Below are 18106 nucleotides of genomic sequence, written 5' to 3' on the forward strand. Positions count from 1 at the left end.
GCAAGGGGAGTTATAAATTTGAATAGTGTCTCTATTGTTGGACTTGAAAAAAATACTGGAAAAACAGAAACGATAAATTATTTATTAAAGACAATCAATAAAAGAGTTGGAATTACTTCTATAGGCTTAGATGGCGAACCAATAGATCAATTAACCTCTATGCCAAAACCTCACATAGAAATTGTAAAAAGAACAATCTTTGCCACCGCTGAAAAATATTACAAACTAAAAAGATTTCATTCTGAAATCTTATCCGTTGACGATGATTTAAGAACTCCTTTAGGAAGAATAGTGGTATCCAATGCACTTGAAAAAGGCGAGGTAATATTGGCCGGCCCTCAAAAGAGCAAAGACATAAAAACTCTCATAGACAAAATGTTAAAATTAGGAGCACAGATCGTCTTAATAGATGGTGCTTTATCGAGACTAGCTCCTGCTTCCCCAGTCATAACGGATGCTATGATACTTGCAACAGGAGCAGCTGTAAGTCTAAACACCGATGAACTTGTCAAAAAAACCAAATTTGTCACAGATTTGATTCAATTAGAAAGAGAAAATAACAGTGAATTGGAAAATCTTACAGGCGGAATATATGCACTAGGTGAAAGCACTATTAAATTACCCATAAAATCGCTACTCTCTTTTGAAGAATCTGACAAGCCGATTCTTGATTACGGGAAAAAGTTTTATATATGTGGTGCTTTAGGGGAAAGTTTTTTGAATTATCTATGTAAGGAAAAAAATTTAAACGAAATAGAATTAATAATAAACGACTTCACTAAGATATTTGTAAAACCGGAAACTTATTATAAATTCATACAAAAAGGCGGAAAAATAAAGGTACTTCACAGTACAAAATTATTGGCTATAACTATTAATCCTATCTCTCCATATGGATATACTATGGACTCAGATGAAATTATAAATAGACTGAAAGAAGTAATAAACATACCAATAATAAATGTGAGGGAAAGCAAATCGTGGATGATTTAGAATATATTATTCAAAAGTTAGATGTTGTTACTCCCTTAGGGATTAAAAAAATAAAAAATTTAGAATTTTATACCAACCCTATCCAAATAAAACAAGAACTAGATAAAATTGAGGAAGCAATAATGGCAATTAAAAAGGGAAAGAAATCACTAAGCAAAATTAAATCCAACCTCAAATATATAAAAGACATTAACCACACTATAGGAAAACTGAAAAACTGCAATGTTTTGGATGATATAGAACTATTTGAAATAAAATATTTTTCCATATACTATGAAGAAATAAGGAAATTAGTCAATCTTTCTTTTTTAAAACTACCCTCTTTGGAAAATGTGATAGCCGTTCTGGACCCAGAAGGGAATAAACTTCCAACATTTTACATTTACAATTCATACTCTTTTGAACTTGCAACGCTTAGAAGAAAAAGAAAAAAAGCCCCTCAAGAAGAAAAAAAATTATTATACCAAAGAGAAATGGAAATAGAAGAAAAAATAAGATATACCCTTTCTCTAAAATTGAAAGAATACTTGTTAGAATTGGAACAAGCCTTAAAAGATGTTGAGGAATTAGATTTCATATTGGCTAAAGCAGAACTAGCAATTAACCTCACGCTTTCAAAACCAGAACTTTCTAGCAGTATAGAATATGAGGGATTATTCAACCCCCTCATTAAAGAACGATTAGAAAAAAAGAACCAAATATATCAACCTATAAATATAAAATTAGATAAAGGAGTAACTTTAATAACCGGGGCAAATATGACAGGGAAAACAGTAATATTAAGATCTTTGGCTTTATCCCAACATCTTTTTCAATATGGGTTCTACGTTCCCGCAAAGCAAGCAAAGATCAAGCCAGTGGCTAAAATATTTTTAGTTTCAGGGGATTATCAATCAATCTTAAGTGGTTTATCTTCATATGCAGCAGAGATTTTAAAATTAAATGAGATATTAACGTACATTAAGCAAGATGATTGTGTATTGATATTACTTGATGAAATAGCAAGAAACACAAACCCTCATGAAGGAAGATTAATTGTAAAAGCTATCATTAAAATTCTCAACAATTACCATTCTATATCTGTAATTACAACCCATTTCAACGACGTTGCAGAACAAAATATAAAAAAATTTAGAATTAAAGGAATCAAAAAATCCCGACAGAAAATGTATATTTCTCCAACAAACATCACAGAATTAATGGATTATTCTTTAATAATAGACAATAAAGGAAAAGTCCCAGAAGAAGCATTAACAATTGCAAAAATACTCAATATTGATAAAGAACTAATAAAAATGATTGAAGAATTGAAAAAGGAGGAGCAAATGTGAACAAATTAAATTTGGACCCAAATAAAATTGAACATGCCCGAAACTTGGCTAAAAATATCGCCTTGGATGTTCAAGAATATGTTGAGGGAAGATCCACTGTTTCAACCGAAAGAGCGATATGCAGATTACTAGGTATAGATGGTGTCGATAAAAATGATGTACCCTTACCCAACAGGGTTGTAGAACATATAAAAGAAATAGGCTTACTGAACGAAGGAGCTGCATACTTAATTGGTAACGCTTTAATAGAAACGGGATTAACACCTCAAGAGATAGCAGAAAAAATATCGATTGAAGAATTAGATTTATCAAAGATCAAAATAAACACCGACACCCAAATTCAAAAGGCATTGGACCCGTATGTTGATTCAATGATTAATTTGATACAAAAAAACAAAAGAAAAAGAAAAACTTATTTAGAAAAATTAGGTGAAGGTCCTCAACCATACTTATACGTCATTGTAGCGACAGGGAATATATATGAAGACGTCATCCAAGCTCAAGCTGCAGCAAGACAAGGAGCAGACATAATTGCAGTAATTAGATCCACAGGTCAAAGTCTGTTAGATTTCGTCCCATACGGTCCTACTACGGAAGGATTTGGGGGTACTTTTGCCACACAAGAAAACTTTAAAATAATGAGAAAGGCTTTAGATGAAGTTGGGGAAGAGATAGGTAGATACATAAGACTCGTGAATTATGCATCAGGATTATGCATGCCCGAGATTGCAGCTATGGGGGCGATGGAACGATTAGATGTTATGCTAAATGACGCTTTATACGGTATCTTATTCAGAGACATCAACATGAAAAGAACGATAATAGATCAATACTTTTCAAGAGTCATTAACGGTTTTGCTGAAATTATAATAAACACTGGAGAAGATAACTACTTAACAACTGCCGACGCATATGAAGAAGCCCACACAGTCTTAACCTCTCAATTCATAAACGAACAGTTAGCATTAATAGCTGGAATACCTGAAGAGCAGATGGGATTAGGCCATGCATTTGAAATGGATCCGGATATGAAGAATGGTTTTTTATACGAGTTAGCCCAAGCTCAAATGGCAAGGGAAATTTTTCCAAAATCCCCCTTAAAGTACATGCCACCAACCAAACACATGACAGGTAACATTTTCAAAGGGCATATACAAAATGCGATGTTCAACGTAGTTTCAATCATGACTGAACAAGGAATACAATTGTTAGGCATGCTCACAGAGGCTATTCATACCCCTTTTATGTCCGATAGATATCTCTCAATAGAAAACGCAAAATACATATTCAACAATCTAAGAGACATTGCCGATGAAATCGAATTCAAGAAGGGTGGTATCATACACAAAAGAGCGCAGCAAGTACTAGACGAATCCATTGCACTGTTGGAAAAAATGAATGAAGATGGACTGTTCGTTTCTCTTTCTAAGGGAACCTTTGCGAGCATTAAAAGACCCATTGATGGTGGAAAAGGTCTGGAAGGTGTATTTGAAAAAGGGAAACACTACTTTAATCCTTTTATAACAAAAATGTTGGAGGGAAAACAAAGATGAGCGGAGGATCATACTCAACAGAAAAAAAAGATTATGATAATACTCTAAACTTAAAGACAATAAAGCCCTATGGAGACTCAATGAACGATGGAAAAGTACAATTAAGCTTCACACTACCGGTTCCAGATGGAACAGAAGCGATAGAATCTGCAAAACAATTACTGATGAAAATGGGTTTAATAGAACCAATGGTTGTTTATCACAAAGAGCTGACCAAGGATTTTACTTTTTTCATCTGTTATGGAAGCTGCACACATACTATTGATTATACAAAAATTCAAGTCCCCCACATAAAAACTAAAACAATGTCGATGGAAGAAATAGACGAATACATTAGAAAGTATATATGTAGGAAAGTAAAGGTAATAGGAGCTTCAACGGGAACAGATGCGCATACTGTGGGTATAGATGCAATAATGAACCGTAAAGGATATGCGGGACATTATGGTTTAGAAAGATACGAAATGTTTGAAACCTTGAACATGGGAAGTCAAGTTATTAATGAGCTTTTTGTTGCCAAAGCAATAGAATTTCAAGCCGATGCCTTACTCGTCTCTCAAACTGTCACTCAAAAAAATATACATGTAAAAAACCTTACAGAATTAGTAGAATTATTGGAAGCTGAAGGAATCAGGCACAAAGTGATTCTTATAGTAGGAGGTTCCCGAATAACTCATCAATTAGCCAAAGAAATAGGTTTTGATGCAGGATTTGGACCAAACACCTATCCCGAAGACGTTGCGTCTTACATAGCCCAAGAATTATTTCAAAGATTGCAGGAAAACAAATAATAACTTATTCATCTATAGTTGATGATATCTAATAAAGGAATAATCGTTTCTGCCTTTTATAAAAAATAATAAAAAAACAGAAAATTAAAATTCAACAACATTCGATATAATTCTTTTAGCAGTTTGCTGTGCGGCTCTCTTTAGAACTCTCGGTGGAAAGTACTATATATCAAACTTTAGAGTGTCTAAAGACGGTACGGCTTAAAAAAATAGGAGGGAAAGATACAAAATGCCAGAAGTAAAAGAATTTCAAGCAGAAACAAAACAATTACTCAATTTAATAATAAACTCCATTTACACCCACAAAGACATATTCTTAAGAGAGTTGATTTCTAACGCATCAGACGCGCTTGATAAAATTAGATTCTTATCTTTAAAAGACCCTAGCGTTCTACAAAATGATACCGACCTGCAAATAAGAATCGATATAGACAAAGATAACAACTCTTTGATAGTTGAAGATAACGGTATCGGAATGTCTTATGAAGAAGTAATCGAAAACTTGGGAACTATTGCGAAATCAGGCACAAAAAACTTTCTTCAACAACTAAAACTTGCTCAGTCTGAAAACACTATAATAAACCTAATAGGTCAATTTGGCGTTGGGTTTTATTCTGCATTCATGGTTGCTAAAAAAGTTATTGTAGAAACAAAAAAATGGGATCAAGATAAAGGTGTAAAATGGGAGTCCGATGGAATAGGAACTTATTCAATTGAAGAATGTGAAAAAGTCAATAGAGGAACTAAGATTACCCTAATATTGAAAGATGATCTAGATGAGGATGAAAATTATTTGGATCAATACAAAATTCAAGAATTAGTCAAAAAACACTCTAACTATATAAAATACCCCATAAAAATGAAATGGGAAGAAGAATTAGAAGCTGGTAAAAGGAAAGTAACCGATAAAACACTCAATTCAATGGTCCCATTATGGAACAAAAACAAAGAAGAAATATCTCAAAATGAATACAACGAGTTCTACAAAGAACATTTTTACGATTGGAACGATCCTTTCGATGTTATTCATTTCAAAGCTGAAGGAACAACGGTTGAATTTACAGCTTTGCTTTATATTCCTTCTAAGTTGCCCTTTACCTTTTTCAGTAAAGATTACAAAAGGGGTCTAAACCTCTATTCAAAGAACGTTTTTATAATGGAAAACTGTGAAGAAGTTCTCCCCGATTATTTGGGTTTCGTTAAAGGATTGGTGGACTCTCCCGACTTCTCTTTGAATATCTCAAGAGAAATACTCCAGAAAAACAAACAACTTAAAGTAATAAGAAAAAATATTGAAAGAAAGATATTAGATACTTTAAAATCAAAACTTGAAAACGAAAGAGAAAAGTACGTGGAATTTTGGAGTGAATTTGGAAAGGTTATAAAAGCAGGATTATACCAAAATATACAGGAAAAAGAAAAAGTTCAGGATCTACTTTTATTTGTAAGTTCTACGTCTGATAAAACTATGGTAACCCTTAAAGAATACATTTCTAAAATGAAAGAAGATCAAGGTAATTATATATATTACGCAGTAGGAGAAAGCAAAGATATTATTGAAAACCTACCTCAAATGGAATCTTTCAAAGAAAAAGGTTATGAGGTTTTGTATTTAATAGATGAAATAGACGAATTTCTTATAAAATTGATGCATGACTTCGAAGGGAAAGAATTCAAATCGATCAGCAGTTCAAATGTAAAAATAGATGAGAATTTTAAAGAAAAAGAAGAAGAAAATAAAGACTTACTCCAAAAAATAAAAGAGTATCTTAAAAACAAAGTAAAAGATGTTAGATTAACTGATAAATTGAAGGAATCCCCTGCATGTATAGTAAGTGCCAATGAAGCGATCTCCTTAAGCATGGAAAAAACTTTAAAAAATTTAGAGCAACTTCCGTTTGAAGCTGAAAAGATCTTAGAGTTAAATCCTGATCATCAAGTATTTAAAATATTAGCAGAGATATACCAAAGAGATCCCAGCTCAGAAGAAATTAAAGATTTCGCGGAACTACTTTACAACCAATCTCTGTTACTTGAAGGATTAGAAATCGAAGATAAAACTACATTTGCAAAACTGATCACAAAACTAATGATAAAATCAAAAAATTAAAGGCGCCCATCATGGGCACTTTTTTAATTAACAATTGTCGCTAATTTTCATGAACTCTTCTATCTTTTCCCCCGCATTCAAATCCAATTTTAATCTTAAAAGGTTTATGAAATTGACAATGTTTCTATTTTTTCTACAATGCGCCCTAAATGAATTTTTATAAACATATGGTATAATTAAAAAATAAACTTATACTTTTTACCGAACTTTAAGGGGGAATTCATGCCACAAAAGAAGAATACTATTTTTTTCATTCTTTTAATATTACCTTCATTTCTCTTTGGTTTTTCCATAGATTATGATCCATCCAACAACGCCAATATCATATTTTTTGAATCACAAAGTAAGTTCGAAATTTATCCAAACGATTCAAAGACTATTTACAAAATTTCTTTCGAGGGGGAAATTTTTGAGCAAGCAAATTACAAAATTAATAAAGGACCTGTAAAAGAACTCTCTTCTTCAAAAAATGTAGTTACAATCAAATTTCTTTATCCAATGACCAATTTAGAAATAAAAAATGATAGGATAATCTTTTTTGGATATAAACCATACATTTTTCAGCAGATAAACTTTGAAAAAATAAAGTTAGGTGACGCTATAGATATGTTGTTTGCTTACATTGGTTGGAATTGGATAAAAACGGAAGAATTACCAAACACTTTTTTCTCCATAACTTCTAATGAAATACACATAGAACATTTTTTAAGAATGCTGAATGAAGTTTATTCCTTAAACACAATCTTTTACGATGAACATACCGTATTGATAGGCAAACAAGCCTCTGCCTTTGAAAATGACTTGCCTTTATTCATTGAAAGTGAAAACATATCTGAAGAGATTTCCTCAACCCATTCTGTGGTAACAACTTCAAAAGAAGATTCTTTAGATAGAAACCAAGAATATTTGCTTTTCTTTGAATCAAAATATGACCTTACCCGTTTAGAAAAAATCTTTGATTGTAAAGTAGCCTTTTTTGAGGATAATTATTATGCAGTCCTTGCTAGAGAAGATGAAAAAGATCAAATTAAAGAACTGATAAATTATTTAAACGAAATTCCAGAAACAAAAGATAATGATTTACCAATAAAATCACAACAAATTAGCGAACCATCCACACCTATTGAAAAGAAAGAAAATTACGATGATGAAAGTTATATTGTTTTAAAATCCAGTTATGACATGACATTTTTAGATGAAATTTTACCTATAAAGATTTACAAGTTAGATGAACAAAATTTCTTTTTAATAGGAAGTAGCGAATCCATAAAAATAGTCGAAAAAATAAACGAACTTGTTCAACCTCAAATTATTCCTAAAAAGTCTCAACCCATAATTAACAAAGAACCCGTTACCATTCCTGTTAAAAATAGCTCGATTTTCGACAAACTATTAATCAAAGAGAATATCCGATTTTCGAAAATTACAGAACAGGAAGATTATGTTCTGTATATGCTAGAATACGAAGAATCCAAAACAAGCTTTGTGAAAAATATTCTGAATTCATTTCCTTATAAAGAGAGTCATGTTGAAATATCGTTAAAAGAGTTAATTTCTTTGTTAGCGAAAGCTCAATCTATAAATGTTATATCAGATTTTGAAAACGATAAAAAGGTATTCATCAATGACTTTAATTTAGATATGTCATCATTACAGCCTTATCTGGTATCGCAAGACATCTGGTACGAAAATATAGGGCCCAATACCCTTAGATTTTATGAACAGAAAAAATTATTAAAATACGAGATTTTTGTTTTCTCAGGACAAAATGTGGATAGATTCACTGTAGAAGAACTTTACTTATTAACTTTACAATTTGATGGTATAATAAATGGTAGCAAAGATAGAGCTTCATTAATATCAAAACCTGTAATATATGTTAATGAAGGTGAACAAGCATCAATAAAATCTGTCTTATCGGTTCCTGTATTCGATGAGGAAGGCAAGATAATATCAAAAATTGAATCAGGTTTTATAATGGAAGTAAGTGGTGAATACGACAATATTACAAAACTGGTCAACACTGAATTAGATATAAGTATAAGCGAATTAAAAAACGAAGACAAAAACATAGTTGATGAGAGAAACATGAGAAGTAAATTCATCATACCCAATGGTGGTTTTATAAAATTAGGTGGACTGAATTTCACCAGCATTATTGAAAACGAAACCGGTATTCCTATTTTTAAAGAAATACCAGTGATAGGGAAATTATTCACTTCTTATGAAAAAACAGAAAATGTATATGATTTAGTTATTCTCATACATGTTGAAGTATCTAATAAACCTGAAATTGAGAATTATTTCTGAAACATCTGTCTCTTAGGAGGCGTTTAGAAATGGAGAAGGTAAGGAATCCTATGGTTTCAGGTACCTTTTACCCTTCGAATCCTGAAAAATTAAAAAATCTTCTAAAAAGTTTTTTTGGTGATAATTTTAAAGTAAATTCAGAAAAATTAATTCCCCCTATGGGAGTAATAGTACCTCATGCTGGTTACATATATTCTGGAGAAACCGCGGCAAAAGCTTACAAAAAAGTATTTAAGAAAGGTATAGCAAAAAGAGTATTTTTGTTAGGGCCAAACCACTCAGGATTAGGTTCTAAAATATCAATTTTTACAAGCGGTAGTTGGGAAACTCCCATGGGAGGAGTAAAAGTTGACGAAAAAACCACAATGAAGATTTTGAAAGATTTAGATATTCATAACGATGAATTTGCACATTTGAATGAGCATTCTCTAGAGGTACAGTTACCTTTTCTTCAGTATGCCATGGGAAATGACTTTGAAATTATACCTATCTGCATGATGGATCAAAGTTTAGAAACCTCAAAAAATCTTGGAAAAATTTTAGCAAATATAATAGGAGAAGGAGATTTGGTCATTGCTTCTTCTGATATGAACCATTACGAAAGTCATGAAAAGACATTGCTAAAAGATGAAAAAGTAATAGAAACATTAAAAAATATGAATCTGCAAGAAATGTATGATACAATTAGAAGGTATAATATTAGTATGTGTGGATACGGTCCTGTTGCTGTTCTTTTAAGTATAGGATTTTCTGATATTGAAATAATTGACCACACGACGAGTGGCCAAATAAGCGGTGATTATGAAGCGGTCGTTGGATATCTCTCTGCAATACTTAGTAATTTACAAAAATAATAAATTATGGAGGTGAACCTAATGTTAATAGAAACTGAATTTGGTACTGTAGATATCAAAAACGAAGTTATAAAAGAATTGGTTTATAAAGCTGTTATCGAATCCTATGGTACGGTAGAAATCTCTGGAAAACAAGGATTTTTTGACAGGATATCAAGTTTATGGTCAAAAAGTGAAGATAGGGGAATAAACGTATCAGAAAATGAAGAAAGTATAGTAGTTGATCTTTTCCTTGTTTTTGAATATGGTCTCCCCATAAAAAAAGTTGCTCAAAATATACAAGAGAATGTTCACCATAGAGTCAAATCTATGCTAAATTTTGATAATATCAAAGTAAATGTGAGCATATCTGGCTTGAAATATTGAGAGAAGGTGTCTGTTGAATGCTCAAGTTTTTGTATGCAAAAGACCTATATCTTGCTTTAAAAAAAGGCACAGAAGAATTAGCTAAAAACAAAGATGAAATTAACGCCCTAAATGTCTTCCCTGTCCCAGATGGAGACACAGGTAATAATATGTTAGCAGGTATGCTCGAAGCTTGTAAAAGCATGGATGAAGTTGAAGATAAAAACGATATGAAATCTTTGATGGAAAGTTTAAGAAGAGGCCTTTTGCTAGGAGCAAGGGGTAATTCAGGTGTTATTTTGTCACAAATATTTCGCGGAATAACAGAAATTCTCGAAAAAAAGAAAAGAATCAACACCCAAGATTTTATAAAAGCCCTTCAAAATGCTAAAGATAGAGCTTACAACGCCGTTATGAAACCAGTTGAAGGAACAATGCTGACTTTAATTCGAAGATTGTCAGAAAAGATGGAAGAAAGTATGTCCGAAGAAAAAGATTTTTTGGTCTTTTTCGATGCGATTGTAAAGTATTCATTTGAAATAGTAGAGGAAACCCCAAAATATTTGAAAAAATTACGCGAATCAAATGTTGTCGATGCTGGCGCAAAAGGACTTGCTTACATTTTAAAAGGGATGAACGATGCACTTCACGGCGATACTGAAGTAGAACTAGAGGCATTAGAGTCTGCCACACCTGAACAAATAACTGAAATAGCTTATGAAGAATTAACATATCAGTATTGCACAGAAGCTATAGTAAAATTTCACAAACATCCCATACAAAAAAAGGCTTTAGAAGAAATAAGAAGTTTTTTGGAAAGTATGGGAGATTCCATTGTTTTAGTTAATCAGGAGGACATATTAAAAACACACGTACACACTAATCATCCTGGCTTAGTCTTTGAAAAGTTTTTAGAACACGGCGAATTAATCAAAACAAAGATAGACAACATGAAATCTCAACATGAACACATAATAGAAAAACAAAAAGAGGGGAAAATAGCTGATATAGAGCAAACCAAAGTAGCCATAAACAATAATCTGAACAACAAAAATTGGGGTGTGATTGCTGTATCTCCAGGAAAAGGAATTTTAGAAATCTTTAAAAGTTTGGGAGTGGATCAAGTCATTTTTGGAGGTCAAACCACCAACCCTAGTGTAAAAGATATCTCGGAGGCAATCAATAAAGTTCCACAAAAAAAAGTAATCATACTCCCCAATAACCCAAATATAATTCTGGCTGCCGAAAAGGCTGCAGAGTTAACAGATAAAGAAATATTGATATTACCCACAAAACATGTTCAAGAAGGTATAAGCGCCATGCTTGGTTTCGATGACAATATGGACAAAGAACTACTAAAAGAATCCATGATGGGATACGTTAAATCTATCGTTCCGATTGAAGTTACTTATGCGGTCAGGGATTCCACCATTAAAGGTGAAAAAATAAAAAAAGGCGAGTACTTGATATTTCTTGGAAAAGAGTTAAAAGCTCATGGAAAGAACGTTTATAAAGAAACGGAAAAAGTTTTAGAAGAACTAATAAAAAAAGGCTATGAAATCATTACTATAATTTACGGTGAAGGTGCTAAAAAAGAAAAGATCGATCAACTAGTAAAAAATCTGACCCAAAAATATGCCAATATAGAGATAGAAATTCACAACGGTGGGCAGAGACATTATCCACTGCTTATTTCCGTTGAGTGAAATCTTAAAAATAATAATCAATTAATTTTGCTGGAAGAATGGAGGATTTGATTTGTACATTCAAGATGTGATTATGAACTTAGAAAAATTCTGGTCCGATTTAGGATGTGTTATAGACCAACCTTACGATATAGAGATGGGGGCAGGGACATACAGTCCTGCCACTTTTTTTAGATCTTTTGGAGCAAATGAATGGAGAGTTGCCTATACTCAACCTTGTAGAAGGCCAACAGACGGTAGATACGGTGAAAACCCGAATAGAATGCAACGATTTTATCAATACCAGGTAGTTCTCAAACCTTCACCCAAAGACGTCCAAGATCTATATATTAGGTCTTTGGAATCTCTGGGGATATCTCCTAAGGAGCATGACATAAGGTTTGTAGAAGACAATTGGGAGTCTCCTACGTTAGGTGCATGGGGTGTTGGATGGGAAGTATGGTTAGATGGTATGGAGATCACCCAATTCACATACTTTCAACAAATGGGGGGAATCCCACTAACTTATATTCCTGTTGAGCTTACTTATGGAATAGAGAGAATAGCTATGTATTTACAGAATATCAACAACGTTTATGAAACCAAATGGAATAAAAATGTAAAATACAAAGACATATATAAAGAAAACGAAAGGCAGTTTTCTTACTATAATTTTGAAGAAGCTGATATAGATATGCTTAAGACACTTTACAATATGTATAAAAAAGAATTTCAAAAGCTAATTGCAAAACAATTGTATTTACCTGCATACGACTATTTAGCAAAATCAGCACATGTATTCAACTTATTGGACGCAAGAAATGCCATTGGAGTTAACGAAAGACATCAATACATTTTGGATATAAGAAATATGGCGAAAAGCTGTGCAAAACTATATATCGACAGTTCAAATGCGGAGGTAATTGATGTTGAATAGAGCAATTTTTGAAATAGGTGTTGAAGATTTACCCCCATCAGAATTTGATAATATACTAGCTCAATTGGAAGAAGGATTAAAAAAATCACTGGAAAAAAATGATTTGAACTTTTTGTCCATGAATATCTTTATTTCCCCTCGTAGGTTTGGAGCTTACATCTTGGGGCTTCCAGATAAACAGCCCGATAAAAAAGAAAAAAGAAAAGGCCCTCCAAAAAAGATTTGTTTCGATGAAAACAACCAACCCACAAAAGCACTGGAAGGTTTTGCAAAAAGTCTAGGTGTGCAAGTAAAAGATGTAAAGTTTGAAAATATTGACGGCGTAGAGTACGCATATATAGAATCTATTAGAAAGGGAGAACCTACCAAAATTATTTTACAATATATCATTCCAGAATTGATAACCAACATGAATTTTGCCAAAAGTATGAGGTGGGGAAAAGGTAATTACAGTTTTGTAAGACCGGTACATTGGGTCTTAGGTTTGTACAATAGAGAGATTTTAGAATTTGAAATATTCGATGAAAAATCATCTAACAAAAGTTATGGCCATCGTTTTTTTGGCGAAGAGATGTTGACCACAAATCCTCAAACTTTCTTTAGTGAATTAAAAAAGAACTATGTAATCCCTTTATATGAAGAAAGAATAGAAGTAATAGAGAGAGAAATTCAAGAGCTAGAAGATGAACATAATTTCAAGATTTCTTTGGAAGAGCACGAGGATTTAATTCGAGAAATTGCCAAAATGACAGAATTTCCTAAAGGGGTAGTTGGAAGTTTTGATGAAAAATATCTTTTTCTACCACCAGAAATCATCGTTGTCACTGTAAGACACCATCAAAGAAGTTTTGTGGCGATGAAAGATGGAAAGGTAATCAATAAATACATAGCTTTCCAAGATGGTTTCGGCAGAAAAAACAATGTGACAAATGGCTATACCAGAGTAATAAACGCAAGATTGGACGATGCGGCTTTTTACTATGAAGATGACTTAAAAACGGATATATCCAAGAGACTTGAAGATTTAAAAAGTATTACTTATCAAGTTGAATTAGGAAATTACAGAGAAAAATGTGAGCGAATATCAACACTCAGTTCAAAAATCGCTGAAAAACTTGGATTTGAAAATTTAGATGTTGTTAAAAGGGCCGGATTGTTATGTAAAATTGATATTCCTTCCAAAGTTGTATATGAATTTCCTGAATTGCAGGGAATTATGGCAAGAATCTATTTGAAACACAAAGGAGAAACGGAAGATGTTTTCTTAACAGCCCAAGAACACTACAAGCCTCTTTCGGAAAATGATGAAATATCTCAAAATTTAGTCGCTAATATCGTCTCCATAGCAGACAAAATAGATGATATCGCCGGATATTTCGGCATAGGAAAGATCCCTTCAGGATCAAAAGATCCTTTTGGATTGAGAAGAAAAGCTTTTGGAATCTTAAGAATTTTGATATCGATGGAATGGGACTTGAACCTCAAAAAACTTATCGATTTATCAGAAAAAATTTTCGCCGAAAGTGGAAAATCCAACATATCTATAAAACCTGTAGAAGATGAGTTAAAAAGTTTCTTATCTAACCGGTTAGAAACTATTTTAGAAAGAGAAAACATATCTGCAGAGGCCATAAATTCAGTTTTAATAAATATATATAAACCTTTAAGAGCTTATTTGGCTGCCAAATCATTGGATAAGTTTATAAAAAAAGAAGAATTTCAAGATTTTATTACAGCGTTTCAAAGGGTAAACAACATTTCAAAAAACCACTATTCTCAAGAATATCATGGCAGACTATTCATAGAAGAAGAGGAAAAAACGTTATTTCAAAAGTATTTAGAAGTGAAATCTCAATTTGAAAACTGTTTGAAAAAATTAGATTATGACGGGGCAATTGAAAGCTTAATCTCTTTAAAAGAAAATATTGACAGGTATTTTGATAGAATTTTTGTTATGTCTGAAGATGAATCTATAAGAAGTAATAGACTAGGTTTTTTAAAATCTCTATCTGCGCTGTTTTATGAAATTGGAGACGTGGAAAAACTATACAAAGGCTAAATTTTAAGATAAGGCGTGTTTAAACAATGGATTTACTTTACTATGAAAATTTTAAAAGTTGCAGTTATTTTGTTCCTACCTATAAAAGGCAAGGTTCATACTTTGATATTAATATAAATGGTTTGAACGTTGAAGCTAATTATGAAAGCATCAACAATGGTGTAGTAAAAATCGTTAGAATGGGGAACAATTTTAAAAAATCTTATTGGTTACATATATATACCGTATATAAATATTTCAAAGATAAGGGTAAACCAATAAAAAGAATAGTTTTAGAAACATCCAATGGAAGTTACGAAATAAACGTTTCAGATATTCTTTTAAGAGAAAAATGGATAACGAAAGAACTTAACTATCTTAAATCAACGAAAAAAGTCCATGGGCCACACTGTAAATTCTGCAAAATAAAAAACCAATGCCATTTGGAATTTCTAATGGAAGGGGATTATTCCATAGTCCCCAATTTAAGTAAATCTATGGTTGAGGATTTAAAAAACATGAATTTGGATCCCTTGACAGTTATAAAAACCAATCAAATAGAAAAATTGGACAAAAAATTTAAAAAACCTTTATACAATTTAAAATCTCTAATTGAAAACCAAGTTCACGTTATTGATGAGTATTCTTTTCCACAAGATTATATAGTCTTTGATGTAGAAACTTACCTAAACAAAGACTTTTTATTTGGATTTTTGGAAAACGAAACTTACGTTCCTTTCTTTTTAGGGAAAAATGGATACCAAAACGCTGTAAAAATGGTTGATTTCCTGTATGAAAAAGACAAAGTGCTATTGCACTACGATAAAAACGATCTCACAGCCTTAAAAAAACTTTCATTTAAATATCCTATATTGAGAGATAAATTAAATAAAATCTCCTCAAAAACCTGTGATCTATACGAAATAATCAGAAAAAATTACAGCTTACCCGTTGTTTCTTATTCATTAAAAGATATCAGTAAATACTTTGGTTTTGATTGGAAAACAGAGTTAAATGGTTTTGCGGTTATACTCGAGTACAAAAGCTATTTGAATGGCAATAAAAATGCTTTGAAAAATATTTTCAAATACAATGAAGATGATTGTCGAGCTACAAAATTAGTATTAGAAAGCCTTAAAGCCATTTAGTTCGTTCATAAACTCTCTAAATAAGACCTATGTATAGTTTATCCAATGCTGTACATAAGTCTTTTTTAATGTTAATATAAACAAACAATTCTAACAATTATATAAAAGGAGCTAACAGTATCGATGAAAGATTTATGGAATTTATTTATAACTTTTGCTCGAATCGGAAGCTTAACTTTTGGCGGTGGCTATGCAATGTTACCAATGATTCAAGAAGAAGTTGTTAAAAAACACAATTGGGCTACTGATGAAGAGGTAATTGACTATTATGCAATTGGTCAAAGTACACCCGGAATAATCGCTATAAATACCGCTACTTTCATAGGTTACAAATTAAAAGGAATTCTCGGAGGAATATTCGCAACCTTAGGGATGGTCTTCCCTTCTATCGTAATAATAACCATTATTGCTATATTTTTCCAACAGTTTCAAGATTTAAAAATAGTACAACATGCTTTCAGAGGCATAAGGGTAGTTGTAGTTGCATTAATATTGAACGCCATAATAAATATGTGGAAAAAGTCTATCAAAGATTACATAGGTATAATTATATTTTCAGTTTCCTTTATTGTTGTTGCTTTCCTACAATTATCTCCAGTTGTAGTTGTGATAACTTCATTCATAGTTGGATTGATTATACAGCAAAATGGAATAGAAACGCCCCGAAAGGGTTTCAAGGATGATAGAAAATGAATTACCTTATATTATATTTTGAATTTTTTAAAATCGGTCTTTTTTCTGTAGGTGGAGGTTTAGCAACGATACCTTTTCTTCAGGATCTTGCTCGTAAGTATGATTGGTTAACCCTTACTGATTTAGCAGATTATATAGCTATATCCGAATCTACACCGGGACCTATTGGAATAAACACAGCTACATTTGTTGGTTACAACTCGGGAGGTGTTTTTGGTGGTATAATAGCTGTGCTGGGGATAGTGACACCTTCAATAATAATTATTACTATAATTGCCCATTACTTTCAAAGGTTCAATGAAAAACCATTTATACAAAATGGATTTTATGCTTTAAGACCTGCGGTAGTAGGACTAATAGGTGCAGCAGGATATGAAGTAGCAAAGGTTTCTTTATTTCATCTTGAGAAGCTTACAGAAACTCAAACTTCGGTTTCTATTTTCAATTTTAAGGCTATAATATTGTTTCTAATCATTATTTATCTAATGAAACGGTTTAAAAAGCATCCTGTAGTTTATTTGGCTTTAGGAGCGGCTGTGGGAATAATTTTTAAGTTTTAACTTAGAAAATCAGTTAAATAGCTCAAGTACCAGTGCCTAAATGGTAGGAGGATATTTTATGAAAAAAGGAATGCTTATTGTAATAGAATCTGGAACAGACGCAAGTGGCAAAGCTACTCAAGCAGAAAAATTATGCCAAAGATTAAAAGATGAAAAAATCAAGGCTTTCAAAGTTGAATTTCCAAATTACAAAAGCGACTCTTCCGCTTTGATAAAAATGTATTTAAAAGGTGAATTTGGAGAAAACCCTGAAGCAATAAATCCCTACGCTGCTTCTACATTTTTTGCTGTGGACCGATTTGCAACTTATCAAAAGGAATTGAAACCCTTATATGAATCTGGTGGAATTTTAATATCTGATAGGTACACAACTTCCAACATGATATATCAATCTTCAAAATTCGAAAATCAAAGTGAAAAAGGTGAATTTTTGGAATGGCTTTGGGATTTGGAATTCAACAAATTTAATTTGCCAAAGCCTGATTACGTAATATTTTTAGATATTCCTCCCAAAATAAGTATAGAATTGCTGAAAAAAAGAAAGGAAAAAATAATAGACCTAACGGGAAAAGATATCCACGAAAAAAATATTGAGTACATAAACAAGACATACAAAAATGCGAAATACATTGCCCAGAAGTACAATTGGACGATAATAAACTGTTTAAAAGAAAACAAAGAATTAAAAACAATCGAAGAAATTCACGAAGAGATCTACTCTATATGGAAAAACATAAGAGATTTAGGAGAAATATAAA

The 18106-nt window shown here is 32.0% G+C and carries 15 protein-coding genes; all 15 read left to right on the top strand.

Annotated elements, in window-relative coordinates; all coding sequences use genetic code 11:
• The first annotated feature begins 18 nt into the window (after positions 1–18).
• The 15 genes from AD60_RS05695 to tmk all read left to right on the top strand — a co-directional run bounded on the left by AD60_RS05695 (position 19) and on the right by tmk (position 18105).
• A complete protein-coding gene (locus AD60_RS05695; RefSeq protein WP_103876701.1) occupies positions 19–993 on the top strand; it encodes a hypothetical protein in 975 nt (324 codons plus the stop codon).
• A complete protein-coding gene (locus AD60_RS05700) occupies positions 981–2324 on the top strand; it encodes a DNA mismatch repair protein MutS (protein ID WP_103876702.1) in 1344 nt (447 codons plus the stop codon). The genes AD60_RS05695 and AD60_RS05700 overlap by 13 nt, the downstream gene beginning before the upstream one ends.
• Positions 2321–3877, top strand: a complete 1557-nt coding sequence (locus AD60_RS05705; protein ID WP_103876703.1) for a lysine 5,6-aminomutase subunit alpha — start codon at positions 2321–2323, stop codon at positions 3875–3877. The genes AD60_RS05700 and AD60_RS05705 overlap by 4 nt, the downstream gene beginning before the upstream one ends.
• The gene (locus AD60_RS05710; RefSeq protein ID WP_103876704.1) at positions 3874–4668 is read left to right on the top strand and encodes an OAM dimerization domain-containing protein; all 795 of its coding nucleotides are present in this window, start codon (positions 3874–3876) and stop codon (positions 4666–4668) included. Before AD60_RS05705 ends, AD60_RS05710 begins: the two co-directional genes overlap by 4 nt.
• A gap of 229 nt (positions 4669–4897) precedes the next feature.
• Positions 4898–6778 (top strand): molecular chaperone HtpG, encoded by a 1881-nt coding sequence (gene htpG, locus AD60_RS05715; RefSeq protein WP_103876705.1) that lies wholly within the window; start codon positions 4898–4900, stop codon positions 6776–6778.
• A 222-nt stretch (positions 6779–7000) separates the two neighbouring features.
• Complete coding sequence (locus tag AD60_RS05720; protein ID WP_103876706.1) at positions 7001–9088, top strand: hypothetical protein; 2088 nt, start codon at positions 7001–7003, stop codon at positions 9086–9088.
• Between the two features lie 29 nt (positions 9089–9117).
• Positions 9118–9942, top strand: coding sequence for an AmmeMemoRadiSam system protein B (gene amrB, locus AD60_RS05725; protein WP_103876707.1), 825 nt, complete (start codon positions 9118–9120; stop codon positions 9940–9942).
• Between the two features lie 21 nt (positions 9943–9963).
• Positions 9964–10308 carry an Asp23/Gls24 family envelope stress response protein gene (locus AD60_RS05730; protein WP_158248391.1) on the top strand — a complete coding sequence of 115 codons (345 nt, stop codon included), beginning with the start codon at positions 9964–9966 and terminating at the stop codon, positions 10306–10308.
• Positions 10309–10325: 17 nt separating this feature from the next.
• Positions 10326–11993: a DAK2 domain-containing protein gene (locus AD60_RS05735; protein WP_103927455.1), complete on the top strand. Its 1668-nt coding sequence runs from the start codon at positions 10326–10328 to the stop codon at positions 11991–11993.
• Positions 11994–12045: 52 nt separating this feature from the next.
• Positions 12046–12909 (top strand): glycine--tRNA ligase subunit alpha, encoded by an 864-nt coding sequence (locus AD60_RS05740; protein WP_103876710.1) that lies wholly within the window; start codon positions 12046–12048, stop codon positions 12907–12909.
• Positions 12899–14968: a glycine--tRNA ligase subunit beta gene (gene glyS / locus AD60_RS05745; RefSeq protein WP_103876711.1), complete on the top strand. Its 2070-nt coding sequence runs from the start codon at positions 12899–12901 to the stop codon at positions 14966–14968. Before AD60_RS05740 ends, glyS begins: the two co-directional genes overlap by 11 nt.
• 26 nt (positions 14969–14994) lie before the next feature.
• The gene (locus AD60_RS05750; protein WP_103876712.1) at positions 14995–16095 is read left to right on the top strand and encodes a TM0106 family RecB-like putative nuclease; all 1101 of its coding nucleotides are present in this window, start codon (positions 14995–14997) and stop codon (positions 16093–16095) included.
• A 123-nt stretch (positions 16096–16218) separates the two neighbouring features.
• Positions 16219–16788: a chromate transporter gene (locus AD60_RS05755; protein WP_103876713.1), complete on the top strand. Its 570-nt coding sequence runs from the start codon at positions 16219–16221 to the stop codon at positions 16786–16788.
• Positions 16785–17348, top strand: a complete 564-nt coding sequence (locus AD60_RS05760; protein ID WP_103876714.1) for a chromate transporter — start codon at positions 16785–16787, stop codon at positions 17346–17348. The genes AD60_RS05755 and AD60_RS05760 overlap by 4 nt, the downstream gene beginning before the upstream one ends.
• A gap of 58 nt (positions 17349–17406) precedes the next feature.
• Positions 17407–18105, top strand: a complete 699-nt coding sequence (gene tmk, locus AD60_RS05765) for a dTMP kinase (RefSeq protein WP_103876715.1) — start codon at positions 17407–17409, stop codon at positions 18103–18105.
• Position 18106: the final 1 nt, after the last annotated feature.

Source organism: Petrotoga sp. SL27 (assembly GCF_002924605.1).
In the GTDB taxonomy this organism is placed as follows: Bacteria; Thermotogota; Thermotogae; order Petrotogales; family Petrotogaceae; genus Petrotoga; species Petrotoga sibirica.

What these genes read in the sequence shown, in the direction of transcription:
- AD60_RS05735 (WP_103927455.1), top strand. Translation starts at nt 10,326, where the DNA reads ATGCTCAAGTTTTTGTATGCAAAAGACCTATATCTTGCTTTAAAAAAA.
- glyS (WP_103876711.1), top strand. Translation starts at nt 12,899, where the DNA reads ATGTTGAATAGAGCAATTTTTGAAATAGGTGTTGAAGATTTACCCCCA.
- amrB (WP_103876707.1), top strand. Translation starts at nt 9,118, where the DNA reads ATGGAGAAGGTAAGGAATCCTATGGTTTCAGGTACCTTTTACCCTTCG.
- AD60_RS05750 (WP_103876712.1), top strand. Translation starts at nt 14,995, where the DNA reads ATGGATTTACTTTACTATGAAAATTTTAAAAGTTGCAGTTATTTTGTT.
- AD60_RS05710 (WP_103876704.1), top strand. Translation starts at nt 3,874, where the DNA reads ATGAGCGGAGGATCATACTCAACAGAAAAAAAAGATTATGATAATACT.
- AD60_RS05730 (WP_158248391.1), top strand. Translation starts at nt 9,964, where the DNA reads ATGTTAATAGAAACTGAATTTGGTACTGTAGATATCAAAAACGAAGTT.
- AD60_RS05760 (WP_103876714.1), top strand. Translation starts at nt 16,785, where the DNA reads ATGAATTACCTTATATTATATTTTGAATTTTTTAAAATCGGTCTTTTT.
- AD60_RS05755 (WP_103876713.1), top strand. Translation starts at nt 16,219, where the DNA reads ATGAAAGATTTATGGAATTTATTTATAACTTTTGCTCGAATCGGAAGC.
- htpG (WP_103876705.1), top strand. Translation starts at nt 4,898, where the DNA reads ATGCCAGAAGTAAAAGAATTTCAAGCAGAAACAAAACAATTACTCAAT.
- AD60_RS05720 (WP_103876706.1), top strand. Translation starts at nt 7,001, where the DNA reads ATGCCACAAAAGAAGAATACTATTTTTTTCATTCTTTTAATATTACCT.
- tmk (WP_103876715.1), top strand. Translation starts at nt 17,407, where the DNA reads ATGAAAAAAGGAATGCTTATTGTAATAGAATCTGGAACAGACGCAAGT.